Origin of the sequence: Acinetobacter marinus (assembly GCF_900096915.1) — a bacterium.
In the GTDB taxonomy this organism is placed as follows: domain Bacteria; phylum Pseudomonadota; class Gammaproteobacteria; order Pseudomonadales; family Moraxellaceae; genus Acinetobacter; species Acinetobacter marinus.
The window spans coordinates 292,519-319,114 of record NZ_FMYK01000001.1 but is presented as its reverse complement, the minus strand read 5'-3'; the positions used below and the strand labels follow the sequence as shown (position 1 = coordinate 319,114).

General features: G+C 44.7%; 22 protein-coding genes, 1 tRNA gene and 2 pseudogenes. 17 read left to right on the top strand and 8 right to left on the bottom strand.

Going from position 1 to position 26,596, the window contains the following annotated elements:
* The first annotated feature begins 111 nt into the window (after positions 1-111).
* The 5 genes and pseudogenes from BLQ60_RS01495 to BLQ60_RS01475 all read left to right on the top strand — a co-directional run bounded on the left by BLQ60_RS01495 (position 112) and on the right by BLQ60_RS01475 (position 7,121).
* Positions 112-1,449 (top strand): annotated as a pseudogene (locus BLQ60_RS01495) (CitMHS family transporter).
* Between the two features lie 253 nt (positions 1,450-1,702).
* Positions 1,703-2,710 (top strand): quinone-dependent dihydroorotate dehydrogenase, encoded by a 1,008-nt coding sequence (locus tag BLQ60_RS01490; RefSeq protein WP_092615980.1) that lies wholly within the window; start codon positions 1,703-1,705, stop codon positions 2,708-2,710.
* A gap of 61 nt (positions 2,711-2,771) precedes the next feature.
* Positions 2,772-3,356, top strand: coding sequence for a CvpA family protein (locus tag BLQ60_RS01485; RefSeq protein WP_092614954.1), 585 nt, complete (start codon positions 2,772-2,774; stop codon positions 3,354-3,356).
* A gap of 121 nt (positions 3,357-3,477) precedes the next feature.
* Entirely contained in the window at positions 3,478-5,022 is a 1,545-nt protein-coding gene (gene purF, locus BLQ60_RS01480; protein ID WP_092614951.1) for an amidophosphoribosyltransferase, read from the top strand.
* Between the two features lie 236 nt (positions 5,023-5,258).
* The gene (locus BLQ60_RS01475; protein WP_092614948.1) at positions 5,259-7,121 is read left to right on the top strand and encodes a M48 family metallopeptidase; all 1,863 of its coding nucleotides are present in this window, start codon (positions 5,259-5,261) and stop codon (positions 7,119-7,121) included.
* Positions 7,122-7,250: 129 nt separating this feature from the next.
* On the opposite strand, the gene BLQ60_RS01470 is transcribed toward BLQ60_RS01475, so the two are convergent.
* The 3 genes from BLQ60_RS01470 to BLQ60_RS01460 form a co-directional block, all read right to left on the bottom strand.
* Entirely contained in the window at positions 7,251-7,889 is a 639-nt protein-coding gene (locus tag BLQ60_RS01470; RefSeq protein ID WP_092614945.1) for a 3-oxoacid CoA-transferase subunit B, read from the bottom strand.
* A 3-nt stretch (positions 7,890-7,892) separates the two neighbouring features.
* Complete coding sequence (locus BLQ60_RS01465) at positions 7,893-8,597, bottom strand: CoA transferase subunit A (protein WP_092615977.1); 705 nt, start codon at positions 8,595-8,597, stop codon at positions 7,893-7,895.
* A gap of 122 nt (positions 8,598-8,719) precedes the next feature.
* The gene (locus BLQ60_RS01460; RefSeq protein ID WP_092615974.1) at positions 8,720-9,607 is read right to left on the bottom strand and encodes a LysR family transcriptional regulator; all 888 of its coding nucleotides are present in this window, start codon (positions 9,605-9,607) and stop codon (positions 8,720-8,722) included.
* A gap of 216 nt (positions 9,608-9,823) precedes the next feature.
* Between BLQ60_RS01460 and BLQ60_RS01455 the strand changes: the two genes are divergently transcribed.
* From BLQ60_RS01455 to BLQ60_RS01425, 7 genes are all read left to right on the top strand, one after another.
* Positions 9,824-10,810, top strand: coding sequence for a quinone oxidoreductase family protein (locus tag BLQ60_RS01455; RefSeq protein WP_092614942.1), 987 nt, complete (start codon positions 9,824-9,826; stop codon positions 10,808-10,810).
* A gap of 79 nt (positions 10,811-10,889) precedes the next feature.
* Positions 10,890-11,738: a TauD/TfdA dioxygenase family protein gene (locus tag BLQ60_RS01450; protein ID WP_092614939.1), complete on the top strand. Its 849-nt coding sequence runs from the start codon at positions 10,890-10,892 to the stop codon at positions 11,736-11,738.
* 91 nt (positions 11,739-11,829) lie between these two features.
* On the top strand, positions 11,830-12,879 hold the full coding sequence (locus BLQ60_RS01445; RefSeq protein ID WP_092614936.1) for a beta-keto acid cleavage family enzyme: 1,050 nt from the start codon (positions 11,830-11,832) through the stop codon (positions 12,877-12,879).
* 241 nt (positions 12,880-13,120) lie between these two features.
* A complete protein-coding gene (locus BLQ60_RS01440; RefSeq protein WP_092614933.1) occupies positions 13,121-14,443 on the top strand; it encodes an MFS transporter in 1,323 nt (440 codons plus the stop codon).
* Entirely contained in the window at positions 14,443-15,099 is a 657-nt protein-coding gene (locus BLQ60_RS01435; protein WP_092614930.1) for a DsbA family oxidoreductase, read from the top strand. Before BLQ60_RS01440 ends, BLQ60_RS01435 begins: the two co-directional genes overlap by 1 nt.
* Positions 15,100-15,185: 86 nt before the next feature.
* The gene (locus BLQ60_RS01430; protein WP_244515949.1) at positions 15,186-15,509 is read left to right on the top strand and encodes a Rieske (2Fe-2S) protein; all 324 of its coding nucleotides are present in this window, start codon (positions 15,186-15,188) and stop codon (positions 15,507-15,509) included.
* A gap of 37 nt (positions 15,510-15,546) precedes the next feature.
* Entirely contained in the window at positions 15,547-16,533 is a 987-nt protein-coding gene (locus BLQ60_RS01425; protein WP_378235159.1) for a YeiH family protein, read from the top strand.
* 232 nt (positions 16,534-16,765) lie between these two features.
* On the opposite strand, the gene BLQ60_RS01420 is transcribed toward BLQ60_RS01425, so the two are convergent.
* A complete protein-coding gene (locus tag BLQ60_RS01420; RefSeq protein WP_092614922.1) occupies positions 16,766-17,785 on the bottom strand; it encodes an AraC family transcriptional regulator in 1,020 nt (339 codons plus the stop codon).
* A 428-nt stretch (positions 17,786-18,213) separates the two neighbouring features.
* Here BLQ60_RS01420 and BLQ60_RS01415 point away from each other — a divergent pair, with 428 nt between their 5' ends.
* The 5 genes and pseudogenes from BLQ60_RS01415 (at position 18,214) to prpC (ending at position 24,263) form a co-directional block, all read left to right on the top strand.
* On the top strand, positions 18,214-18,852 hold the full coding sequence (locus BLQ60_RS01415) for an RBBP9/YdeN family alpha/beta hydrolase (RefSeq protein WP_092614919.1): 639 nt from the start codon (positions 18,214-18,216) through the stop codon (positions 18,850-18,852).
* A 340-nt stretch (positions 18,853-19,192) separates the two neighbouring features.
* A pseudogene (locus tag BLQ60_RS01410) lies at positions 19,193-20,960 on the top strand (DUF1302 domain-containing protein).
* A gap of 94 nt (positions 20,961-21,054) precedes the next feature.
* Positions 21,055-22,080 carry an AraC family transcriptional regulator gene (locus BLQ60_RS01405; RefSeq protein ID WP_092614916.1) on the top strand — a complete coding sequence of 342 codons (1,026 nt, stop codon included), beginning with the start codon at positions 21,055-21,057 and terminating at the stop codon, positions 22,078-22,080.
* Between the two features lie 159 nt (positions 22,081-22,239).
* Positions 22,240-23,127 (top strand): methylisocitrate lyase, encoded by an 888-nt coding sequence (prpB, locus tag BLQ60_RS01400; protein ID WP_092614913.1) that lies wholly within the window; start codon positions 22,240-22,242, stop codon positions 23,125-23,127.
* The gene (gene prpC, locus BLQ60_RS01395) at positions 23,127-24,263 is read left to right on the top strand and encodes a bifunctional 2-methylcitrate synthase/citrate synthase (protein WP_092614910.1); all 1,137 of its coding nucleotides are present in this window, start codon (positions 23,127-23,129) and stop codon (positions 24,261-24,263) included. The genes prpB and prpC overlap by 1 nt, the downstream gene beginning before the upstream one ends.
* Positions 24,264-24,459: 196 nt before the next feature.
* Here prpC and BLQ60_RS01390 read toward each other — a convergent pair.
* The 4 genes from BLQ60_RS01390 to BLQ60_RS01375 all read right to left on the bottom strand — a co-directional run bounded on the left by BLQ60_RS01390 (position 24,460) and on the right by BLQ60_RS01375 (position 26,564).
* Positions 24,460-24,533, bottom strand: a tRNA-Trp gene (locus BLQ60_RS01390).
* Positions 24,534-24,658: 125 nt separating this feature from the next.
* Positions 24,659-25,072: an HIT family protein gene (locus BLQ60_RS01385; protein WP_092614907.1), complete on the bottom strand. Its 414-nt coding sequence runs from the start codon at positions 25,070-25,072 to the stop codon at positions 24,659-24,661.
* Between the two features lie 168 nt (positions 25,073-25,240).
* The gene (locus BLQ60_RS01380; protein WP_213030453.1) at positions 25,241-25,516 is read right to left on the bottom strand and encodes a YARHG domain-containing protein; all 276 of its coding nucleotides are present in this window, start codon (positions 25,514-25,516) and stop codon (positions 25,241-25,243) included.
* Between the two features lie 175 nt (positions 25,517-25,691).
* Positions 25,692-26,564 carry an NAD(P)-dependent oxidoreductase gene (locus BLQ60_RS01375; protein WP_092614904.1) on the bottom strand — a complete coding sequence of 291 codons (873 nt, stop codon included), beginning with the start codon at positions 26,562-26,564 and terminating at the stop codon, positions 25,692-25,694.
* Positions 26,565-26,596: the final 32 nt, after the last annotated feature.

Sequence of the window (26,596 nt, the reverse complement as noted above, 5' to 3'; positions counted from 1 at the left end):
TGGAATATGAAGTTTAACTTCCTAAAATAATTGGTTTCTCCCTGTACCTAATCATTGCCAGTGTATTAGAGATATGGATATGTAGACCAAGCTGATTAGGATGTTGTACGAATGCTGACACTTTTAGGGATCTGCATGATCATGTGCTTTATGTACTTGATCATGAGCAAGCGCTTGAGTGCAATTGTTGCACTGATTTTAATTCCAGTTATTTTTGCCCTAATAGGATGGGGGCTCGGATTTTTCGTAGACAGTTTAAGTCATATTGAGCTAAATCATCTTGGCGAATCGATGCTAGAGGGCATCAAAAAACTTGCACCAACGGGTGTGATGTTATTGTTTGCGATCATGTATTTTGCATTAATGATTGATTCGGGATTATTTGATACAATCATCAAATGGATTTTAAAGATCGTCAAAGGCGATCCATTAAAAATTACTTTAGGGACAGTGTTGCTTACGGTGATGGTGTCACTGGATGGCGATGGCTCGACCACCTACATGATCTGTGTGGCAGCGATGATGCCACTGTATTCTCGCTTGGGTATGAACCCACTGATCATGACCTGCTTGATGTTGCTGTGTAGTGGTGTGATGAATCTTACCCCTTGGGGCGGACCGACTGCTCGAGCTGCTAGCGCCTTACAAGTCGAAGCCAGTGAAGTCTTTATTCCGATGATTCCATCCATGCTGATTGCCATTGCATGGTTATTCTTCCTTGCCTATATGTACGGCAAATACGAGCGTAAACGTCTTGGCACGATTGAATTTACTGATTTAAGCCATGCCGATAGCATCAGCATCTCAAAAGACCCTGAAGCACAACGTCCACATTTACGTTTGTTTAATGCCATCTTGACTACGGTGTTGATGGTGTCATTAATGTTTAGTGTAATGCCAATGCCGATTCTATTTATGCTCGGTTTCTGAGTTGCGATGGTGGTGAATTATCCAGATGTCGAGATGCAGAAAAAGCGTATTGCTACACATGCGGACAGTGTCTTGGCTGTGGTCGGCGTGATTTTTGCTGCTGGGGTGTTTACAGGCATTCTATCTGGGACGGGTATGGTCGATGCCATGTCGAAGCAGTTTGTGGCAATTATTCCTGAGAGTATGGGACCGTTTATGGCGACGATTACTGCTGTACTGAGTATGCCACTGACATTCTTCATGTCGAATGATGCTTTTTATTTTGGGGTATTGCCTGTTCTTGCAGAGAGTGCGACACATTATGGCTTGCTCCCTGTGGAGATTGCCCGTGCTTCGATTGTGGGACAGCCGATTCACTTATTGTCACCTTTGGTACCATCAACTTATCTACTCTGTGGTTTGGCGTCCGTCGAGCTGGCGGATCATCAACGCTTTACCTTGAAATGGGCATTTATCACCTGTTGCGTATTGATGGGTAGTGCCATGATTTTTGGCGTGTTCCCACTGATGGTAAGCTAACTTTGGTTTGCTAACACTTCATTCCAAAATAGAAATATTCAATTTCTAATCATGCCATTCAAGTGATTTGAATGGCATTTTTTATTGGTGATCATTTTATTGGAACGAATGTATTGAGCGGAATATATTAATCTGAGCGCATTGATTGTGATGTGTTGTTTTCAAAGGACTTTACTGCTAAAGCGCTGTATTTTTGCATACAGTTCACGTACACTACATGGCGATTTTTCCAGAAACTGCTCAGCAAATCACCATGTTATATTCTTTAGCTCGTCCATTATTGTTTAAACTTGAAGCAGAACGTGCCCATGAAGTGACTTTATCGTCATTGAAGGTGGCGCACAAACTTGGTGTGATTCAAAATATTTATAAACAATATCAAAAGCCTGTGACCTGTATGGGGATTCAATTTCCCAATCCAGTGGGCTTGGCTGCGGGACTGGATAAAAATGGCGATTATATTGATGCGCTGGCAGCACTCGGCTTTGGTTTTATCGAAATTGGTACCATTACCCCGCGTCCACAAGCGGGCAATCCACATCCACGCTTATTTCGTCTGCCTGCTGCACAAGCGATTATCAACCGTATGGGCTTTAATAATGACGGTGTGGATAAGCTGGTCGAGAATGTAAAACATGCCAAATACCAAGGTGTGCTCGGCATTAATATCGGTAAAAATGCCGATACGCCAGTAGAGAATGCCACAGCTGACTATTTGATTTGCCTTGAAAAAGTCTATCAATATGCCTCTTATGTCACGGTCAATATTTCCTCGCCAAATACCAAAGGTTTGCGCAGTTTGCAAAGTGGTCATGCCTTGACAGAATTGCTGGAAACGCTAAAAAACAAACAGTTAGATTTGGCAGCAGAACATGGGTTTTATGTACCGTTAGTGCTCAAAGTTGCGCCTGATTTAACCGCTGAGGATGTACAGTTTATTGCAGCGCAATTGCTCAAGTTTAATATCGACGGATTGATTGTCACCAATACCACGCTCAGCCGTGAAGGTGTTGAAGGTATGACACATGGTGAGGAACAGGGCGGTTTATCGGGCGCACCAGTCTTCACAAAAAGTACGCAATGTTTAACCCAATTTGCGAAAATCTTACAAGATCAAATTCCATTGATCGGTGTCGGTGGTATCCTGTCAGGCGAGCAAGCAGCACTGAAACGCGCTTCTGGTGCGAGCTTGGTGCAAATTTATAGTGGCTTGATCTATACAGGACCAAATCTAATTGCGGATTGTGTACAGTCTTTTTAAGCGTTGTGAAGTTAAGCATTGTGGCGTGTGACAAATACATTTCACATCGAGGCATTAACCCATGAATACCCTTGATATAGTCATGATCGTCTTGATCTTGATGAGTACCTTAAATGGACTGCGTCAAGGTTTGATTCATGCTTTTGCCAACTTGATCGGCTGGGTCATGGCATTGGTGTTTGCCACAAAGTTCAGTGATACCGTTCGTCCGCTGATGGGTTGGCTCAGTCAAGATCAGACCGTACAACATATTGCCGCCTTTATCGTGATTGTGTTGGCGGTGATTGTCCTGACGTGGACAATGGGCTATTTGCTACATCAAGTGATCAAAAAGCTGAAATTATCATGGTTTAATCGTTTGGCAGGTGGCGCATTTGGTTTTGCTAAGATGGCAGTGGTGTTTTTAATTGCCATTCACATTCTGCAAGGTTGGTTTGCTCAGACCCAAATTTGGCAATCTTCAAAATTAATTCATGTCTTTAGCCCATATGCTGAACAAACACTAAAATATTCTCAGCAGATTGTGCAAAAATCGACTGAGGAAATCGAAAGCCTAAATTCTGATGATCATTCTAAAGCGCAAGGTGCTATAATACCGCCCGCAAATACGAAAAATCAGTCGACGACTGACAATCCATTTTTGTGATGTGTTTGGAAAATCGTATTTTATTAAAGTCGTTGTTGCCGAATTGATCATGACGTGTTTGATGAGCACATCTATGATGAAATTTATTTGGATAAATTCCTAGCCTGTCTGCGAGGTTTCTATGTGTGGTGTGGTCGGTATTGCTGCGAAGTCGCCAGTAAATCAGATGTTATATGATGCGTTAACCATGTTACAGCATCGTGGACAAGACGCAGCGGGGATTATCACCTGCCATGATGGGCGTCTCTATCTTCGTAAAGATAACGGGATGGTGCGTGACGTATTCCATACCCGTCATATGCGGGCTTTGGTCGGGAACTACGGCATCGGTCATGTGCGTTATCCTACCGCAGGCTCATCCAGTAGCGCAGAAGCACAACCATTTTATGTCAACTCACCATATGGCGTATCTTTGGCGCATAATGGTAACTTGACCAATGCCGCTGACATTCATAAAGATTTGTTCAACAGCGATTTGCGTCATATTAATACTGACTCAGACTCTGAAGTCCTACTCAATGTGTTTGCTCATGAGCTGCAAAAATGTGGCAAAGTCAAACCCGCTGCCAGTGATATTTTTACCGCAGTTGCCAGCGTGCATGAGCGCTGCAAAGGTGCCTATGGCGTTGTGGCGTTGATTACTGGACATGGTTTGGTTGGTTTTCGTGATCCAAATGGGATTCGTCCATTGGTTTATGGCTCACGTGAAACCGACACAGGCGAGATCGAATATATTATTGCCTCTGAATCTGTGGCGATTACCTCGCTCGGCTTTAAGATCGAACGTGACCTTGAACCAGGTGAAGCGATGTTTGTCGATAGCACAGGCAAATTGCATTTACAGCAATGTGCAAAAGCGCCATTACATCGTCCATGTATCTTTGAATATGTCTATTTTGCCCGTCCTGATGCCACCATTGATGGTATCTCTGTGTACAAAGCTCGCCTAAAAATGGGTAAAAAACTGGCGCATAAAATTGTCAAAGAGTGGGGCAAAGAACACGACATTGATGTGGTGATTCCGATTCCAGATACCAGCCGTACTTCTGCATTAGAATTGGCGAATTATCTGGGTGTGAAGTTCCGTGAAGGCTTTATGAAAAACCGTTATATCGGTCGTACCTTCATCATGCCAGGGCAACAGCAACGTAAAAAATCAGTCCGTCAAAAATTAAACCCTGTAGAACTTGAGTTTAAAGACAAAAATGTCTTGCTGGTCGATGATTCGATCGTGCGTGGTACCACCTGTGAAGAAATCATTCAAATGGCGCGTGACTCAGGTGCAAAACAAGTGTTCTTTGCGTCTGCTGCGCCAATGATTCAATATCCGAATGTCTATGGTATTGATATGCCAGCAAAATCTGAGCTGATTGCAGCGGGTCGTACTGTAGAAGAAGTGCGCCAAATCATCGGGGCGGATCGTTTGATTTTCCAAGACTTGGATGATTTGAAATCTGCAGTACGCACCAAGAAAATTCCAAAAATTACAGAATTTGATTGCTCTGTTTTTGATGGACATTATGTGACCGAAGGCATTGATGCGGATTATCTAGCTCGTCTTGAACAGAGTCGTAATGACACTGCCAAGAAGAAAAAAGACAACTATATCGATGTCAATGTTGATGCCTCTGCGGTCGATCTGACAGGCATTCGTGAAGATGCCTAATGTATTTTGCTTAAGGCATTTTGCTTGATGCATCAATAAATGACCTAATAAAGCAAGCAGATGTTGGAGAATGTCTGCTTGCCTTTCTTATAAAAATACGTTATCACTGAGCAAAGTCGTTGTGATTTAAACACTTTTGCACCATGCAGATGTTCATAAAAGCATTTTGACAACAGCACTATGCGAGATCGTTGCTGTATACAGGTCGAATTATGTTAGCCAAATTGAACTTTCAAATGTTCAAATTACCTATTGTCTATCTTTTTGCAGTGATTTTAGTCATTGCGGCACTCAATTTCATTTTCGGTTTAATTGTTCATTTCGTCGATCAGCAACAATCTATCCTCTGGCATGTGCTCAGCCCTTTCGTTGTGATCGGGATTCTATTACTCAAAGGTTTAAATATTGGCTATCGCATGGTGCTCTATAAGCGAGATGGTCGATTGGTGGCTCGACACCTGCGTGCACGCAGTATTGAACGCCTAAATGCTGTGCCGAACGAGCATCTGGCGCTAAGCATTAACGATGAGCTAGCAGCGCTCTGCGCCAGCAAACCTGCCTATTTATATTTATTGCCTGATGAGCTGGGGATCAATGCCTTTACCGTTGGTTTCTCTGAACGGGATGCCACCATTGTCCTGACATGGGGCGCATTGCAGTCGATGGATTATCCTGAACTCAAAGCGCTCATTGCACAGCAATATGTGCATATTCAATCGCAGGCGTTTGTTGAGCATACGCGGATGTTGATTTGGTGTAGTGGCTTCTTATTTTTTTCACAGCTTGGTAGCATCTTTGTGGTCAAAGGCACCAAGCGTAAAGCCTTGGTCACGGACAGTAAATTTGCAGCAGTTTATGTCGCATGGGGCGGATTTATTTGGCTGTTGGGCAGTCTTGGGGTGCTGATCAGTCGTTTAATGAAATTTTTGCTCTATGCATGGCGAGAGTATCGGGTTGATCAACGCACATTGAATCTGATTGATGAAATGGATTTGTTGCATTGTTTAAGTCGTATTTATGTGCATGCTTATGGTTCTCAGATTTTCCGTGTCGAATCTGAGGCGCTTGCGCATATGTGCTTCGCCAATGCTTTAACTGCGCAAAGTTGGTTTCGAGTGCATGGTGCGCTGGGCGATCGCATTGATCAACTGCATGATTTTCGGGGTCAAATTGTCAAGTTTAAATATGATCAACAGTCGATCGATTGGAAGAAAATTGCCACGCGGTTTTTATTGCCGACCAATGAAAACCGTGTGTTAGAGATTTTTGATACCAGCAATCAATTTTCGATCCAGCCTGCGCCCGTCCTTCGATTATCGCCGATTAGTTTTGCCAGCAAAGATGCCATGAAACCGCTCAGTGTCGAGCTAAGACGCAGTTGGCAACGTCCCGAAGTGATCGTACGTGCCATGCAAACGGCAACTGGTAGCCGTGAGATTATTTTGGCGATTTTTATGATTCGCCAATATCGTGAATTTATTCCTGAAGATGCCGAAATTAGCCGAGCGATCGTTGAGGCTTTACTTAAACTTGATGGGCGGATACACCTGCAAATCTTCGATGAAGCACTGCAATATATTGATCGTATGCCGAATATTATCAGCCATCATTTCCTCAAAAAAATCGCCATGATTATCCAATCCGATGGCGAAATTGGTCTATTAGATAGCTTGTTATTTGATCGGGTGAAATCGACGCAGTCCTTACTCGATGCCGCACTGCCGACCATGCGAGAAAACTGTCTGACTGAACTGGTGGTGGTGGTTGATGCCATGTTGCACGTCCAGCAAATCGATAGTGTACGGCAAATCATAGTCAGACAACGTATCCTCAAACGCATCCTCAAGCATGATGAATTGGCGGCGTATACCCGAATTACCGAACATGAAATCGATCTGGGGCAATGCTTACAAAGTATTGCGGGTTTGCTGACTCGGCAACGCATGTATTTTCTGGCGGTGATCGAACGAGAAATGTGGTCAAATCGTATTATTAGTCAAGATGAATTGGATGTTTTGGAATTGTTGTATTGGCGTTTTGGCTTTCATACGGAGCAGATCGTTGCTCGAATGCTCAAACAAAACAGCTTGATGATTTGATATACATTGATGTGTAGATGATGATCTGATTTTGCCAAATTAAAAACGCCAGTACATTGTGATACTGACGCCTGTACGGATATCTATTTTAACGACATTTTGCAATTCACTTTAGATGCTCATTGAAAATCAACTCACTTGCGTTAGGAGAGGGACATCTGTCGCTGCTTGGATTTGCGCTTCCGTGACATCTTTTGCCAGCTCCACCAAGACCATGCCGTCCTTGGTTACATCGAGCACACCAAGATCGCTAATGATTCGACTAACCACGCCTTGACCTGTCAGTGGTAGGCTACATTGCTTGAGAATTTTCGGTAAGCCGTCACGGGTACAATGCTCCATCAGCATCACGACTTTTTGTACGCCAGCGACCAAGTCCATTGCACCGCCCATACCTTTGACTTTTTTGCCTGGAATCATCCAGTTGGCAAGATCGCCTGATGCGGATACTTCCATCGCACCTAAGATCGCAATATTGACGTGTCCACCACGGATCATGGCGAAAGATTCCGAACTGGAAAAAAATGCGGCTCCACGACGTGCGGTAATGGTCTGTTTGCCCGCATTGATCAAATCCGCATCAAGGGTTTCCTCTGTTGGAAACTCACCAATGCCCAATAAACCATTTTCAGACTGTAGCCAAATATTCATCTCGCTGGGAATATAGTTGGCAACCAACGTCGGCAAGCCAATGCCGAGATTGACATAATAGCCATCTTGTAGCTCTTGTGCGGCACGCTGTGCCATCTCAGTATGCGTCCATGCCATGCGTTATGCCTCCACTGTGCTTAAAGTACGTTGTTCGATATGTTTGGTTGGATTGGGATTGACGATGATTCGATCAACAAATATCCCTGGCAAATGCACATCATCGGGATCAATCTCGCCTATTTCGACCAATTGCTCGACTTCAACCACGGTAATTTTGCCCGCCATGGCACATTCAGGATTAAAGTTGCGTGCTGTTTTGCGAAAGATCAGGTTGCCTGCTTTGTCTGCCTTATAGGCTTTGACCAAGGCGATATCTGCGGTGAGGGTCGGTTCGAGCAAATAATTTTTGCCATCAAATTGACGCACTTCTTTGCCTTCGGCGATCAATGTGCCGACACCAGTTTGGGTGAAAAATGCGGGAATACCTGCACCGCCAGAACGCAACTTCTCGGCGAGTGTGCCTTGTGGGGTGAGTTCAACTTCCAATTCACCTGTTAAAAATTGCCGTTCAAATTCTTTATTTTCACCCACATAGGAGGAGATCATTTTTTTGATTTGTCGGCTTGCCAGTAACTTACCAAGACCAATGCCATCCGTACCTGCATTGTTGGAAATACAGGTCAATCCTGTGACACCCGTCGCCTGTAGGGCGTCGATTAACACCTCGGGAATGCCACACAAACCAAATCCACCCACTGCGATAGTCTGCTGATCGGCGACAATATCTGCCAGCGCATCTTGTGCATGATCCATCACTTTATTCATCGCTTTATTCATCCACTGAACCTCATGTTCGATTTATTTTTATTAGTAACACTGCTCTTATATTTTTAGAAATTGATTGTTTTGAACGTGTGATTTAAAAAATTTATCAATGATTCAAATTTTTAAAAGATGAATTGCTGTTCTTGTAGCATTTGAATAAATTCACTGGAAATACTCGAGAGCTGAAAATCTTTTTTATAAAGTATTCCTAATTGAAGCTGAACATGATCATCACTGATTTCAAGCAATTGATTGTGCTCAAGGTCGATACAACGCTGAAATTGACGTGGAATCGCACTGACGCCCATACCCAACGCCACAAAATTCGATATTGAGCTGATCTGATGACATTCCACTTTTAAATCCAAAGTCAGTTGATATTCCAGACATTTTTGCTCAATGATCTGACGCACGATCGACGGATTTTGCAAGGTAATAAATGATTCGGCACATAATTGTTGCCATGTGATGGTAGGTTGAGAGGCAAGGTGATGGTTTTTGGGCACGACGGCTATAAAATCTTCTTGTAACAAAGGCACAAAGCTCAATTGCTCGGTTTGGCTCGGCTGAAAGCATAAACCGATTTCAAAAATTCCATCTTGGACTTTTTCGATAATTTTTTCATTTGGCACATCATGAATTGAGAAACTAATGTTGGGATGGCGCTGTGCAAAGCGTTCGATGAGTGCAGGCAAAATCGCATGAGTAGCGTAGGGCATAGACGCAATATTCAAAGTGCCTCGGTTAAATTGAAAGCGCTGTTTAAGATCTTTTTCCATTTCCTCCCAGTTGGCTAGGAGCTTTTTTGCAGCAGGAATCAGCGACGCACCTTCAGCGGTGACTTCTACACGGCGGGTGTTACGGCGAAACAGTTTACCGCCAAATTCTTCTTCTAAGGTCTTGATTGTGATGCTTAAAGCCGACTGACTTAAAAATAATTCTTCCGCCGCTTGGGCATAGTTGAGGGTGCGTGCCACTGTCAAAAAGGCTTTCAGTTGCTTCAATGTCATGGGTGCGAATCCTTTGCCTAATCCTTTCATTTTAAATAATAAAATAACCCAAATCGACATTAACGAACAAGTCAAATTCATCGCTGTACGCAGATCATGTCTGCCGTGTCGCATAATGCAAAGTCACTGTCGTGATATGTAAAGTGTCCAGCCAGTGACTCAGGTAATTTTGTTGCAGGATTACAGAATACTGAACTAATCAGCAGGGATGGCAATATGACTTCAGCTCAAGCAATACGATTCTACGAAGCAGGATCTCCAGACGTTCTACGTTTTGAAGACATTGAGGTGGCACAGCCTGCGGCAGGTCAAGTGCTGCTTCGTCATGTCGCTGTAGGTCTGAATTATGCAGACACTTATTTTCGTGATGGCACTTATCCGATTCCATTCCCGAATGGAATGGGCGTAGAAGCTGCGGGTGTCGTTGAAGCGGTCGGTGAAGGCGTGAGCAATGTTCAAGTCGGCGATCGTGTCACCTATACTGGTTTTTTAAATACTTTGGGTGCCTATAGTACCGCACGTCTGATCGATGCCGATGTCTTGATCAAGCTCCCCGAAGGCATCTCCTGTGAAACTGCTGCTGCGATGACCATGCGTGGTCTGACGTCAGCCTATCTGATGCGCCGTATTTATCCATTTCAATCTGGCGATACCATTTTACTGCACGCTGCTGCTGGCGGTGTGGGCTTGATCGTGACGCAGTGGGCGAAACTGTTGGGTCTCACCGTGATTGGCACGACTTCAAGTGAAGAAAAAGCAGCGATTGCCCGTGCGCATGGTTGTGATCATATCATCAATTATAGCCATGAAAATGTCGCAGAACGCGTTCGTGAATTGACCAATGGCGTGGGGGTGCAGGTGGTGTTTGATAGCGTTGGCAAAGATACCTTTATGTCGTCATTGGATTCGCTCAAGCGTCGTGGTTTATTGGTCTGTGTTGGTACGGCTTCTGGCGCAATTCCAGAATTTAACCCCGTACTGTTGGCAATGAAAGGCTCATTATTTATCACTCGACCTGCATTGGCAGATTACATCGCCGATCCTGCCGAGAAACAAGCCTTGGCAGATGAGCTCTTTGACCATGTGATCAATGGGCGCATCAAAATCGAAATTAATCAACGCTATGAACTCAAGGATGCAGTTCAGGCACATCGTGATTTAGAAGCACGAAAAACTACAGGATCTTCGATCTTTGTGATTTGAACATGATCTTAGAACTCGATCTATGAACATGATCATTGAACTAGTTATCTAAAATTGTTATTGGAAAAGGAATTCTCCCATGCATATCGAACAATTGAGTTGCAATATTGGTGCAGAGCTACAAGGCATTCGCCTAGCGGATGCGATACATGATGATGATTTATTTGCAGAAATTCGTCAGCAACTTTTACAACATCGGGTGCTGTTTTTACGCAATCAAGATCTGACCCGTGCAGAGCATGTGGCATTTGCTGAACGTTTTGGACAGTTGGAAGATCACCCTGCGGTCGGTAGCCATCCCGATCATCCTGGATTGGTGCAAATCTATAAAAGCCCAGACAGTCCAATCGATCGTTATGAAAATGCTTGGCACAGCGATGCCAGTTGGCGTCAAGCGCCACCGATGGGTTGTGTCTTGCGCTGTATTGAGTGCCCTACAGTGGGTGGTGACACCATGTGGGTCAATATGGTGGCAGCCTATGCCAACTTGCCTGAAGAGATCAAAGCGAAGATTGCCAATTTGCGAGCCTATCACAGCATCGAAGCCAGCTTTGGTGCAACCATGCCGATTGAGAAGCGTTTGGCGCTCAAGGCACAGTTTCCAGATGCGGAGCACCCAGTGGTCAGAACACATCCTGAGACAGGCGAGAAGATTCTCTATGTCAATGCATTTACCACACACTTCAGCAATTTTCACATTAAGGAAAATGTCCGTTTTGGACAAGATGCCAATCCCGGAGCGGCAGACTTATTACGATATTTGATTAGCCAAGCCTACATTCCAGAGTATCAAGTGCGCTGGCGCTGGCAACCGAATAGCATTGCGATCTGGGACAACCGTTGCACCCAGCATTATGCAGTGATGGATTATCCGCCGTGTCACCGAAAAATGGAACGGGCAGGCATTATCGGTGATGCAACCTACTAAATTTTAATGCTTAAAATCTGACACTTAAAATTTTGTGCTCAAATTTTATTGAATTCGAATGCTGATTAAACAAAGAGATAAGGAGATTGACATGCAATTTTTTGACGATTCATTGCATCCTGAAAACATGGACAAAGTAGTCATCACTGTGGCGCCGTATGGTCCTGAGTGGATGCCAGAGGATTTTCCAGAAGATATTCCCGTGACTATGGATGAGCAAATCCAAAAAGCGGTGGAATGCTATGAAGCTGGTGCAACGGTTTTGCATTTGCATGTGCGTGAGCTCGACGGCAAAGGCTCAAAACGGTTATCCAAATTTAATGAGCTGATCAAAGGGGTACGTGAAGCTGTGCCTGAGATGATTATTCAGGTCGGCGGATCGATTTCATTTGCACCAGAAAGTGAAGGTGAAGCGGCGCTGTGGCTGAGCGATGACACCCGTCATATGCTTGCTGAACTGACACCAAAGCCTGATCAAGTGACGGTGGCAGTGAATACCACGCAAATGAATATTATGGAGCTGTTATATCCTGAATATCTCAAGGGTACGTCACTTGAGCATCCAGCGATTCAAGAAGCCTACGCAGAAATGACCGTGCCTGCAGGACCAGGTTGGTTGGCTGAGCATTTGAAACGCTTGTGTGCCAATGGTATTCAACCGCATTTCCAATTAACAGGGATGCATGGTTGGGAAACGTTGGAACGTATGGTGCGTAAAGGCTTGTATAAAGGGCCATTGAATTTGACATGGATTGGCATTGGTGGCGGTTTTGATGGACCGAATCCATTTAATTTCTTTAACTTTATCCATCGTGTACCTGATGGCTGTACCTTGACGTCGGAATCTTTACTGAAAAATGTCTTGCCGTTGAACACAATTTCGATGGCGATGGGTTTGCATGCGCGTGTCGGCAATGAGGATACCATCATTGATCATCGTGGCGAGCGTTTTGGCTCAGTGCAACAGATTCAGCAAACCGTGCGCATGGCGCATGAACTGGGTCGTGAAGTAGCAAATGGTAAAGAGGCACGTGAAATCTATCGCATCGGTGTGCAGTACGACAGCATCGAAGAGACCTTGTTGGCAAATGGGATGGCACCGAACCGTCGCTCAGGTCAAAAAGGTGTGCCACAGCGTTAAGTTATTTTTACTAAATGCTTTTCAGAGCAATGTCTCTGAGATGAAGGTCGTTTGCGTCAAATTGGTTTGTTTTGGTTATTGTGATTTTAGTTATTGTGGTTGAGCACAATATTCAGTCTGAGGGAATTTTGACTGATCAACTTGTTCAGACTGTGATTTAGGTAAAGAGGACTTCTTAGATCACAGTTGAACCCTTACTATCACAATGCCATGGTAATGAATATCAATACATGGAGGTTTTATGGATGCTCATCAAATGGCGTCTGCGAATGATGTAGATACATCACAGAACGTGACCCGTCGCTATGCGTGGATGGTGTTTGCACTGACATTTGGTTTGTTGATTTCAGACTATATGTCGAGACAAGTGCTGAATGCAGTTTTTCCTTTAATTAAAAGTGAATGGACGCTGACCGACAGCCAATTGGGCTTGCTCAGTGGTATCGTTGCCTTAATGGTCGGTTTGCTGACACTGCCGTTGTCGTTGATGGCGGATCGCTTTGGGCGGGTCAAAAGTCTGACCATCATGGCAGTTTTGTGGAGTTTGGCGACCTTGGGTTGTGCGCTGGCGCAGAGCTATGAGCAGATGTTTATTGCACGCTTTATGGTGGGTGTCGGTGAAGCTGCTTATGGCAGTGTCGGCATTGCTGTGGTGGTTGCGGTATTCCCTCGAGAAATGCGTGCCACATTGGCTGGTGCATTTATGGCTGGTGGTGTATTTGGTTCATTCCTTGGCATGTCCTTGGGTGGCATCATGGCGGAGCACTTTGGTTGGCGCTGGGCATTTGCAGCGATGGCATTTTTTGGTTTGTTCTTGGCAGTATTGTACCCGATGGTGGTCAATGAGAAAAAGATTGGCATGGCGCCGATTAAAGATGCCAACAATCAAGTGGTCAAACCGAAAAAAAGTCCACTGCGCAGTCTGTATTCAAGTCGTTCTATCGTCGCAACCTATATCGCCAGTGGTCTGCAACTCTTTGTCGGTGGCACGGTGATTGTCTGGATGCCAAGTTATCTGAATCGCTACTATGGCATGAGTACCGATAAAGCGGGGATTACCTCTGCGTTTATTGTGCTGTTTAGTGCTGTCGGTGCGATTTTGTGTGGCATGTTGTGCGATTATCTCGGCAAAAATCGCCCAGACCGCAAAGTGCTTTTAGCAATCATCTACTGTGTCCTCGGCTGTGTGATCTTGGTCAGCGCATTCTCACTGCCGCCTGGCACAACACAAATTGCATTGATTTGCTTAGGCATGTTTATCGCCTTAGGCACCATGGGGCCGTCCAGTGCAATGGTGGCGAATCTCACCCATAACTCGGTGCATGGCACTGCCTTTGCGACATTGACATTGGCAAATAATTTCTTAGGTCTAGCACTTGGTCCATTGGTGGTCGGCAAACTCTCTGACATTATCGGTCTCAACCAAGCATTTCAATATATGCCGTTGATGAGTATTTTCGCAGCGGCGGTATTTATCTATGCCAAACGATATTATCACCGTGATATGGAACGTGCTATTGCCAACGCTGATTTACAACAACATACGCAAAATAATGGTGACTGATCATGAAACAACTCTTACCCATCGATGTGTATTTTGATTTTATCTGCCCATGGTGCTTGATTGGCAAGCGACAATTGCAACGTGCAACCGCAATGCTCAATCAATATCACCCAGAAGTCCAAGTCCATGTGCGCTGGCACGGTGTACAACTGCTCACTTATTTGCCAGCCGATGGCGTGCCGTTTGATGAATTTTATTTGGATCGACTGGGTAGCCAAACTGCGGTCGAACAGCGCCAAGAACAAGTGCGTCAAGCTGCCAAAGCAGTTGGCGTAAATCTGGATTTTAAGCGCATTCACACCATGCCAAATACAGCCAAAGCGCATCATTTATTTGCCAAATTAAATGCAATATCAACGTCTGAGCAAACTGAAAAATTGTTAGAGCGACTATTTTCAGGCTACTTTCATTATGCCGAAAATATTGGACAGCAAGAGACTTTGCATCGTATCGCATTAGAATGTGGCTTTGATGCAGAACAGCTCAAAGCCATATGGCAAACGCCAAACTTGGCGGATATTTCTCGTTATCGGGCAGGGCATGGCGTGCCGTACTTTATTATTGATGGGCGCTTTGCTGTTGCAGGTGCAAGTGCTTCAGAACATTTGTACCGTACCATGTGTGATGCGCTTGGAATCAATGAGGTGGCGTCATGAATCAAGATACACACGAGAATCATGAGCAGACCGACCTGACACGGACTCAATTTGAAAAACCACATTTTGAAGCGCCAGATTTTGACGTGCCATATTTTAAAGTGCCACTGGAAAAAGTGCCTGCCATCGGCGAGCGTACTTTTTTGCAAGTCGATGATCGGTTTTTGGTGCTGTTTAATATACAAGGGCAATTCTACGCCATCGATGATCGTTGTCCGCATCAGGGCGCATCACTTTTTGGTGGTAAGTTAGATGGTTGTACCATCCAATGTGGTGCGCATGGTTTACGTTTTGATGTGGCGACTGGTTTTTTAGTCAACTCAAAATCCATGAAAATCAGCACCTATGCAGTACATTGCGTTGCGCAACGGCTATACATCTTGCTTGATCAGGAGTCTGCGCATGGCTAACTCTACGCCAGTCAGCACCAGCCCAGCGAGCACGTGGATGCAACGCATTCGTGAGCTTGCGCCAGGTTTTGCGATTAGTGCCGTTGCCGCAGCGGCTGCGACCTTTTTGTCCGAGCATTATGGCGCACCTGTGATGTTGTTTGCCTTGCTCCTTGGCATGGGATTAAGTTTTCTGTCGGCAGAAGGGCGTTGTAAGGCTGGAATTGAGTTTACAGCACGTACCGTGATGCGCATTGGCATTGCATTACTTGGCATGCGCATTACTTTGGAACAGATTACCGCACTGGGTTGGCAACCTGTGGTGTTGGTGATCACGTTAATTATCGTGACCATTTCAGTCTCCGTGGTGGTGGCAAAGCTGATCGGCTTTCAAAAACTCTTCGGCATGTTGACTGGCGGTGCCACAGCGATTTGCGGTGCGTCGGCTGCGCTGGCGTTATCGGTAGCGCTACCCAATCATCCACAAAAAGAAAAGGCGACTTTGTTCACCGTGATTGGCGTGTCGGCATTATCCACCATTGCCATGATCGTCTATCCCATGATTGCACAGTGGCTGAATCTGTCCCCACAAGCAGCAGGCATATTTTTGGGGGCAACCATTCATGATGTGGCGCAGGTGGTCGGTGCGGGCTATAGTATGTCCACTGAAACGGGCAATACCGCCACGGTGGTCAAACTGATGCGTGTAGCGATGTTGCTCCCTGTGATTGTCTGTGCGGCGATGATTACTCGTATGCAAGGTGCATCCGTAAATGGGGGCGAACGTCCGCCACTCTTGCCTTGGTTTGCAGTTGGATTTTTGATCTTGGCATGTATCAATAGCACAGGCTGGGTACCAAGTCTTGTACAAGGTGGGATCAATGAATTGTCACGCTGGTGCTTGGTGATTTCGATCAGTGCGCTTGGTATGAAAACCCAGTTTAAAGAACTGGCAACAGTCGGTATGAAACCCGTACTGTTTATGGTCGGTGAAAGTATTTTCTTGGTGCTGTTGGTATTAGCTATGATGCATTGGTTGTTTTAAATTACTGCACGAACACACTCGGTTGACGTAAACTAGGTCAATAAAAAAATTACTGAACAAAAAATGGCTGATTTCAAGTGATGTTGAAATCAGCCATACTGTTTTAAAATGCACTGTTTAAATCCCGGTTTTCAATGCTAATCTAAGATGTATTTAAAATTCATAAGAATGCGTTGAATTACAAAAAGTTTAATCGAAACAAATCTAGCGAAGATGCAAAAACGAAGCGACATTACGCAGGTTGGGTAATACGATGACTATTTCGCCATGAGGTCGGTGACACACCAAATTGACTGATAAACCAACGGGTAAACGAGCTAGGCATGGCATAACCGAGAATATCGGAGACTTGGCTGAGGCTATAGTTTGGATTGCGCAAATAGCGCAACACCAAGACACGGCGCACATCATTGATGAGCGTGCTAAAACTGGTATTGGCTGCTTCTAAACGACGCTGTAAAGTCCTGACATTGACACCATGCGTGTGTGAGACTTGTGCAATCGTGGCACGCCCCATCGGTAATAACAAATAGATGCTTTTACGAATATCAAATATGATCGATGATTCATTTTCATTGTGCAGTAGATCAATGTCTAAATAACGCTGTGCATGATCTGCCATCGCCGTATTGGATTGCGGATTAGTTTTGTCCAGCTCGGCGATCGTGCAAACAATGCCGTTAAATTCGCTACCAAATTCTAAATTACAGCCAAAAATTCGTTGATGCACGCTCAGATCTTTAGGTGCACTGTGATTGAAATGCACACTCAGCGGTTTCCATTTTTGAGATAATAGCGCAGCGCAAAAGCGATGGGTGATACCGACTGCCAGTTCGATTGACTGCCGACTATAATCGGAAATATCGGAGATTACTTCGATGCGAATAATGACTATATTGCCGACTTCTTCAAGGCAAATCTCTAGCGCATTATTGATTAGGTTGCGGTAGCGCACGATGGTTTGTAGGGCATCACGCAACGTATGTTGATAACTCAGTAGCAGGCTCAACTCACCAAAATCAGCAAGTTGACGTTCTTCTGCCATATACAGTCCAAACACATCACAACCGCTGAGCTCAGCAGATTTTTCCAGTAAGCGAATAGCATTATCTACAGGGATGCGCTGTTTATAGTCATTCAAATGCGCTGGGTAAATCTCTGCACTGGAGAGTAGCTGATAGGGATTGAGATTGAGCCGCCGACTGACATCGAGATAGTTTTTTAGTACGGCGGTATGCGCAAGTGGCACCATATGCTTTCTCCCTGTATTTGCACAGCCTTCCTAGCTGTATATAAGCACGGCGAAGCAATGTGTCAGATCAACAGTGTGATTGATATTGCTTCAGACCTAGGTTCATTAGACCTAAGTTCATTATCGAATTGGTACGTTGAGAATGCAATGGATTTCCGTAGCGGTTTTGGATTTTATGCTGATTGATTAAAAATACTGCACCGACGAATAAATAAAAAAACCATATAAAACAAATCATTGTGTAATATAAATAATCATTTTAAATATGATGTCAAAAAGTATTTGTCATGAAAAGATAAGTCAATGACGTGCATTGTATCGCTGGGCGAGTCATTTCGATCTATGTTGAATCATCACCCGACTTCACCGAGCGAAGGATATCGCACAGGCAGAAGTCAAGGCAATGACAAGATAGGACATCGAACAGTATGGATAACTGCCAACCCAAAGCCACCGTTTTAATCATCCCTGGTTTACGTGATCATGTCGCCGAACATTGGCAAACGATACTGGCTGAACGCTTGGACAAGGTGCGCACCGTTCCACCATTGGAAGCAGACAAGTTAAATTGTGCAAAACGTGTTGCACAGATCCAAGCCACGATCAAACAGATCGAAGGGGATGTCATTTTGGTTGCACATAGTGCTGGCGTGCTGATGACCGTGCACTGGGCGGCATTACATTGCAATAAACGTCATGCAAATAGCACAGAACAAAACACAGATCATCGCAACCGAGTAGTTGGTGCGCTATTGGTGACCCCGCCAAATCTCAATCAACCGTGGCCAAGCAACTATCCAAGTCCAGAAGCACTCAGCGCCGAAGGTTGGTCGCCTTTACCCAATCAAGCCTTACCTTTTCCAAGCATTGTTGTGGCGAGCCAAAATGACCACTTGGCGTCATTCACCGCAGTACAGCAGATGGCAAATGCTTGGCACAGTGAACTCTATGATGCGGGTGCAGTCGGGCATTTAAATCCTGCCGCTGGTTATGGCGAATGGGCGGATGCGATGCCACTGATTTTGCAGTTAGATGCGGTGCAAGATACGCAATTATTGCCGATGTAAAGCATTGTCCAACTCATCTGTCGTACAGGATTTTAAATTTGATCGCTGAAATGACCAAAAGACAAATTCTAATGACGGCAAGACAAAATTTACAATTTAGAAAATATTAATTTAGTAATTACCTGTGTCTGAAAGCGAATGTCAAAAGTACATTGATCTCGACAGACAGACAACAGCAGATTGAAGCAATTCAAAAGCAGATGCGCCAACAAAGGAAGGCTCATCAAAAACCATAAAATCCACCGATTAATCATATTGATATGGAGATAATATGATGCACAAGGTTGTTTATTTACGTTTGAAAAAAAAGCGCATTGTCTTGCTGATGCAAAGCAGTGCAATGCTCGGATTAGTTTTTGCAGCAACATCCGCTTCGGCAAAGAGCATTCCCATTAATGATGAGTGGAGCTTTGAAACCACCACCACGCTCAGCGCAGGCATGAACTGGAGTACCGAAGATGCAATCGATACACTGGTGTATAAACCAGACGCCAATCATATCGGCAAATCAGGCAATAGTATCGATGTCAATGGTGATGATGGGCACGTCAATTTTGATCAATATGATGTGATTTCCCAAGTGCTTAAAGGTTATACCGAGTTTCGACTTAAAGGCGTCGATCAAGGTGCTGTGCTTAGTACCAAATATTGGTATGACCATGCTTATGAAACTGGGCGGGGCGACTTAAAAGAATTTGATGATTCTGTTTGGCCTCGTCTGGCAAAGTTTAAAGGCATTGATCTTTGGGATGCGTATATTTGGAAAAACATTGCCTTTGACAATGGTAAAACCGCCAAACTTAAGCTTGGTAAACATGTCGTGCCTTGGGGGAAATCGCAATTTTTCCAAAATGGTCTCAATAGCGTGATGGCGTTTGACTATGCTGCCTTTAATCGCCCAGGGGGTGATCCTCGTGAAAGAGTGATTCCTGTGGAGCAGTTTTCATTTGATCTGGGCTTGACGAAAAATCTGAAATTGGACGGATTTTTATCAGTTTAAATTTCGACCTTCTGTAGTGGATGGCTGTGGCACGTTCTTTGGTGTGTCTGATTTTGTTCCAGAAAACTGCGGTCCTATCGTGATTACCGTGACACCGGGTGACAAACTGACAGAGACTGCACTCGAAAACAAAATTTATATGCCACGGACAGAAAGCCAATATGCCAAGGATGGTGGCGAGTATGGTCTGTCGCTCAAGCAAACCATTCCGAGCTGGAATAATGCGGAGCTTGGGGTTTATTTTGCCAATTATCATAGCAAAATGCCGAATTTTGATGGTGTTTCCGTGACTGCGCCAGGTGTGGCAAATTTTAATACCTCTGAATATTATTCACTCTACCCAGAAGATATCAAGATGTACGGCTTGAGTCTGAGTGCTAAGGTCGGGGACACCAATCTCTTTAGCGAGCTGACCCACAAGCCTGATCAGCCATTTCAGCGCAATGGAACCGATGTCGTGTTTGCACTAGTGTTGGATAATAAGACACCACTGACCGAAGCGGGAACCTCCGTTGATCTGGGACAGCATCTGCAAGGCTGGGTGAGCTTACCTGTGACACAGTTTTCGCTCGGTGCGAGTGGCAGTAAGAAGAACATATTTGGTGCAGATAGTGCCAGTTGGGCTGCAGAGATGGCGGTCAATCACGTTGATGATATTGGCAACCATCGTCTAGGTCGTGTCGGCGCTTTTGGTCGCAGTGAGCTATCGACGGGTGCCTATGATCCTGAAACCAAAGCCAATCAATGTACGCCGTATGGTACGGCGCACTTGTCGAATGATGAGATTGATCGACTCAATGAACGCTATTGTAATGACGAAGGGTTTGTCACGGAGTGGTCTTATGGTTATCGTTTGCGTGGTGCATTGACTTATAAAGATATCTTACCTTCTACAGTGATTTCACCAAGTGTTGCATTTCGACATGACATTCAAGGATTTAGCCAAAATTTCCAAGAAGATCAAATGAGTGTGACGGCTGCGGTCTCCGCCACCTATCAGCAAAAATACACGGCTGAATTGGGTTATACCAATTTCTTTGGGTCGAATGAATTTAGCATCATCGATGACCGAGATTTCGCATCTTTAGCTTTTAAGGCAAATTTTTAACAGGGTCTTTATCCATTTTAGATCACCTCAAACCCCCACACATGATGAGCGAGCGGCATTTGTCTGCTCGCAATCATTTTATAAGGAAGGAGCAATGCACCGTTTAGCCCCCATTCGACCAGCACAATCCAATCCGATTGGGATATTGAAGCTGATTGCTGACTATTTAGATGAACAGGGCTTTGACTCAAATGCAGTTTTTGCGCCGTTTGGTATTTTGCCTGATGATCTGAAAAACAATATGTATCCGATCTCATTACAGACCCAAGGGAAAATTTTACAGACCGCCGAAGCATTGACAGGCTGTGATCATTTGGGATTGTTGATCGGTCAAAAAGCACAATTTGCCAATATTGGACCGCTGCGATTTTTGGTGCTCAATGCACCGACCATGCGGGATGCCATGCAGAGCTTATTTAGCTATGGCAGGATGTGGTATCGCGGACAAAAATTGGATTTGCTTGAAGAACACAGCTATGCACGGATTTGCATGAATATTGATGGTGATATTCCAAGCAAAGGGCAATATCAAACAGCATATCTGGTGGCGATGGTTTCAATTATTGAAATGATATTGGGGCAAACTTGGCGACCATCTTTGGTTCGGATTTCCTATCCCAAACCCGCATCTGCGCATCTTTATGAAAAAGCCTTTGGCTGTCCCGTATGGTTCGGTCAATCGCAACATGAAATTTTATTTCCTGCGTCACAGTTGGATCAGCAGCGTACAGGGCATGATCAACAACTGGATCACTTTCTCAGACAGCACTTGTTCGCGCTGAAAAGCCGTGAACATGTTGATATGATCGGTCAAATATGTAAAATCATTGAAGAATTATTGCCACGACAACACTGCACGGTGGAGCGAGTTGCAGAATATTTTTCCATGCATCGCTTTACCTTATATCGCTATCTCGCCAAACATCACACCACTTTTGAAGAATTATTAGAAACCACTCGACAAAAAAGTGCCATTCATTATCTTAAAAATAAAAATCTGATGCTAATCGAAGTGGCGAATCTGGTCGGATATGACGATCAAGCGAATTTTACCCGAGCATTCAAGCGCTGGTATGGTATCACTCCAGGGCGCTGGCGCCGTGCCAATATTCGTTTTTGAGGCGTATCAATTGCAACAAGTTGCATCATTTGAAGACATGACATTTTCATCATGATGTGACGAAATGACAAAAAAATATCGCCAAATGACAAAATAGCATAGGTTCAGATTGCTAATCTAAATGCAAAGCAAGGACAATCAACAGACAAGGACTGGAATATGACAGCGCAAAGCTCCGCAGGAACTCGATTTAGACAGGCACTCGAGACTGAAAAACCATTACAAATCATCGGTACGGTCAATGCCTATGCTGCCATGATGGCAAAGCAAGTCGGCTACAAAGCGATTTATCTCTCGGGCGCAGGTGTCGCCAATTATTCGTATGGCTTGCCAGATCTTGGTATGACTAGCCTAGACAATGTCCTCGAAGATGTACGCCGTATTACCGAGCGGGTAGATACGCCGTTATTGGTGGATATTGATACAGGTTGGGGCGGCGCATTTAATATTGCACGATCAGTCAAGCAGATGATTGCAGCGGGTGCGGCGGCTGTACACATCGAAGATCAAGTGGCGCAAAAGCGCTGCGGCCATCGTCCAAATAAAGAAATCGTCAGCCAACAAGAAATGGTCGATCGTATCAAAGCTGCTGTCGATGCCAAAACGGATCGTAACTTTGTGGTCATGGCACGCACCGATGCCTTACAAAAAGACGGCTTACAAGCAGTCATTGATCGGGCGTGTGCCTGTGTCGAAGCTGGTGCAGATGCGATTTTTGCTGAAGCGATGACCGACATTAGCATGTACAAGACCGTCTGTGATGCGGTCGGTGTGCCTGTACTGGCAAACATTACCGAGTTTGGTGATACACCGTACTACACCAAGGATGAATTGGCGGAACTGGGGATTTCGATGGTGCTTTATCCACTGTCTGCAACCCGTGCCATGCAAAAGGCAGCGCTGGGCGTCATGCATGCCATTCGTCAAGATGGCACACAAATCAACGTACTCGACACGATGCAACAGCGTAAAGAACTCTATGAGTTTCTCGATTATCACACCTTTGAAAATACATTAGATAAGCTGTTTACACAGGAGAATTCATAATGGCTGAAGGAAAAGTCTTATCAGGCGCAGGATTGCGTGGACAAGTGGCAGGGAAAACTGCACTCTCAACCGTCGGTAAAAGTGGTGCTGGATTGACCTATCGTGGTTATGATGTACAAGACTTGGCGGAAAATTGTCAATTTGAAGAAGTGGCTTACCTGATTTTCTTCGGTGAATTGCCAACCACCGAGCAACTGACAGCGTATAAAGCCAAACTCAAATCACTGCGTCAGCTCCCATCTGCACTCAAAGAAGTGCTGGAGCGGATTCCAGCAGACTCCCATCCAATGGATGTGATGCGCACGGGCGTATCCATGCTTGGTAATTTGGAAACAGAAACTGCTTTTGAGCAGCAACAAGAAGTGTCAGATCGGATTTTGGCGACATTACCTGCCATCATCTGTTACTGGTATCGCTATAGCCATGATGGCGTGCGGATTGAAGAAAATACCGATGACGACTCCATCGGTGCGCAATTCTTACATTTACTGCGTGGCGAAAAACCAAATGAACTGCATGAACAGGTGATGAATGTCTCGCTGATTCTCTATGCAGAACATGAATTTAACGCATCAACCTTTACTGCTCGTGTTTGTGCATCAACATTGTCTGATATGCATTCATGTATCACAGGGGCGATCGGCACATTGCGTGGTCCGCTACATGGTGGTGCTAATGAAGCCGCAATGGACATGATTGAACATTGGCAATCTGCTGATGAGGCCGAACGTGAAATGCTCGGTAAACTGGAGCGCAAAGAAAAGATCATGGGCTTTGGTCATGCGATCTATAAAGACAGCGACCCTCGCAATGCCATTATTAAACGCTGGTCTGAGCGCTTAGCCAAAGATGTTGGCGATACGGTGCTCTATCCAGTGTCTGTGCGCTGTGAAGAGGTGATGTGGCGTGAGAAAAAACTGTTCTGTAATGCAGATTTCTTCCATGCATCGGCGTATCACTTTATGGATATTCCGACCAAGCTGTTTACCCCGATCTTTGTGATGAGCCGAGTGACTGGCTGGGCTGCGCATGTGATGGAGCAACGTGCGGACAATCGTATTATTCGCCCAAGTGCAGAATATACAGGGTATGAGCTACGCAAAGTAATACCGATTGCTGAGCGTCGTGTGGCTTAGCATTTTTGCCAAATAATCGACTAGATAACCAACTAGGCAATCAACTAGATCATCAAAATGTAAAATCATAAAGTCTGACAACCATAGATTCGAGCTGATCTATGGTTTTTTTGTGGATTTTTTATGGATAGTATCGAGGGCAGTATTTTTAATACATAAAAAAACCTGTTGAATATCAACAGGTTTTTTTAAAATTTGGCAGAGGATCAAGGATTCGAACCTTGACGAACGGTTTTGGAGACCGTCATGCTACCATTACACCAATCCTCTAAATATGTCTGATCTCTCAAGACGATGCGAAAGATAACATAGCATCATCTGGATTTCAATATCAGGGCAACTAACTGCACAATTCTAAATCAATTTCTCAAATAATTGGCAATAATTTGTGCAAATCATAGTGCAGCTTTAATTTTTTCAGCCAGCGCTACAATTTTCGCTTGATCACCCATTTGGCTGGCATGTTTGCCAAGTTGATGCACCGAGGATGGAATCAAATGAAAATGAATGTGTGGTACTGTCTGACCCGCTTCTTCACCTGACAGTTGCATCAGTACAATGCCTTTGCGCTCTAAGGCAGTTTCAATCGCCTTTGCGACTTTCTGTACGATCTGAATGGTGTAGGCAGCATCTTCAGGATCAAGATCGAGCAGGGTAACCGCAGGAGATTTAGGAATCACCAAAGTATGACCTTCGGCTTGTGGCATGATGTCCATGAACGCCAAGGTTTTTTCATCTTCATAGACTTTAATTGCAGGAATTTCGCCACGTAAAATCTTTGCAAAAATATTTTGATCATCATATGCCATGCGGATTCGTTCCTTCTTCAGTTGTTTTCGATCAAATGTACAATAAAAATGTATGCCAATCAGTGTAACGTAAAAAAGCCGAATAACCATGCTATTCGGCTTTGATTTTTTATCCGATTGAATTTTCGCTGAATTACAGTGATCCGACGAAAAGCGCAAGGAATTGGATTACAAATCTTTTTTCGGGCAATTGAGTTCTTTTTGTTTGCTCTCAATTTGTGCTAGGCGATCTGCTTCAGGGCCACTGAATTTTGGTTTTTTGGTGTGGCAGTCGTCATTGCCATATTTCTTTTTGGCATCTGCATCTTTAAAACAATAGCCGTGCGCTGCATAAATCAAGGCTTTTTGCTTTTGCAGTTGGTCGCACTGTGCATCTGCAGCATAAGCACTACCAAAGCCTGCAAAGACCAGACTTAACGCTGCCATTTTCATCATCAATTTCATTCAATGTATCCTCTCGGTTAGGTGAGTACATGCTCGAAGTATAAGGCATATATCGGGATAGGGGGCATTTGTTTCAAGATGTAATGGTTGTACATATGTAAAATAATTGAAAATTAAATGTGACAACGCAGAACAATGTCACATTTTGTATAGATTTTACCAAAGCATCGAGGTTTTATTTGATTTCAATCTGGCTCCAAGATTCATAAAGTTTAACTGCTGCTGAAAAATCACTGTCTGGCTCGCTGGTCAAATTGGCTGTTTGGATCAAATTCTGCGTTAAGCTCAAGAGTGGCGTAGGTAATTTTGCTTGCTGTGCCAGTGCCAATGCAATGCCTGTGTCTTTTGCCAGTAAAGGCAGGGCAAAGGTCAAAGGAAATTCACGGTTTAAGATGCGCTGTGGCAACACCATTTCTGTGACAGCACTTTTTCCACTCGATGCATTGATGCATTCCAAGGCGCTATTGAGATCAACACCATTGGCTTTGAGCGTGGTAAAGCCTTCTGCTGTCGCCCACAGGTTGGCAGCAAGGAGCATATTATTCACCGCTTTGACTGCAAAACCCGCACCTGACTCGCCGACGTGTTTGATTAATCCACCAAAAGGTTCAATCGCTGCATACGCCCGTTCAAATGCCTGTGCGTCACCGCCAATCATCACGGTTAATGTACCGTTTTCTGCACCAATGGTTTGACCTGAAACAGGTGCATCGAGAAAGTGTGCGCCTTGTGCTTGGAGGAAAGATGCCATTTTGACCGCAGATTCAGGCACGCCACTGGTACAATCGACCCAGATCGCCCCAGATTTTGGTGGGTACTGTGTAATGATACTTTCTACTTCGGCGCTGGTTGGCAGGCAGGAGAAAATAATGTCCGCTTGCGTGGCTTGCTCGATAGTGACAGCTTGCGTGCCGTATTTAGCGGCATGTTGTTCGGCTTTGGCGAAATTACGATTCCACACCATGACCTGTGCGAAAGATTTCGGTAAATGCGCTGCCATGCGATAACCCATCGCCCCCAAGCCAATAAACGCCACAGAATTTGTCATCACACTCTCCATTTCTCAGTCCGATTCATGCA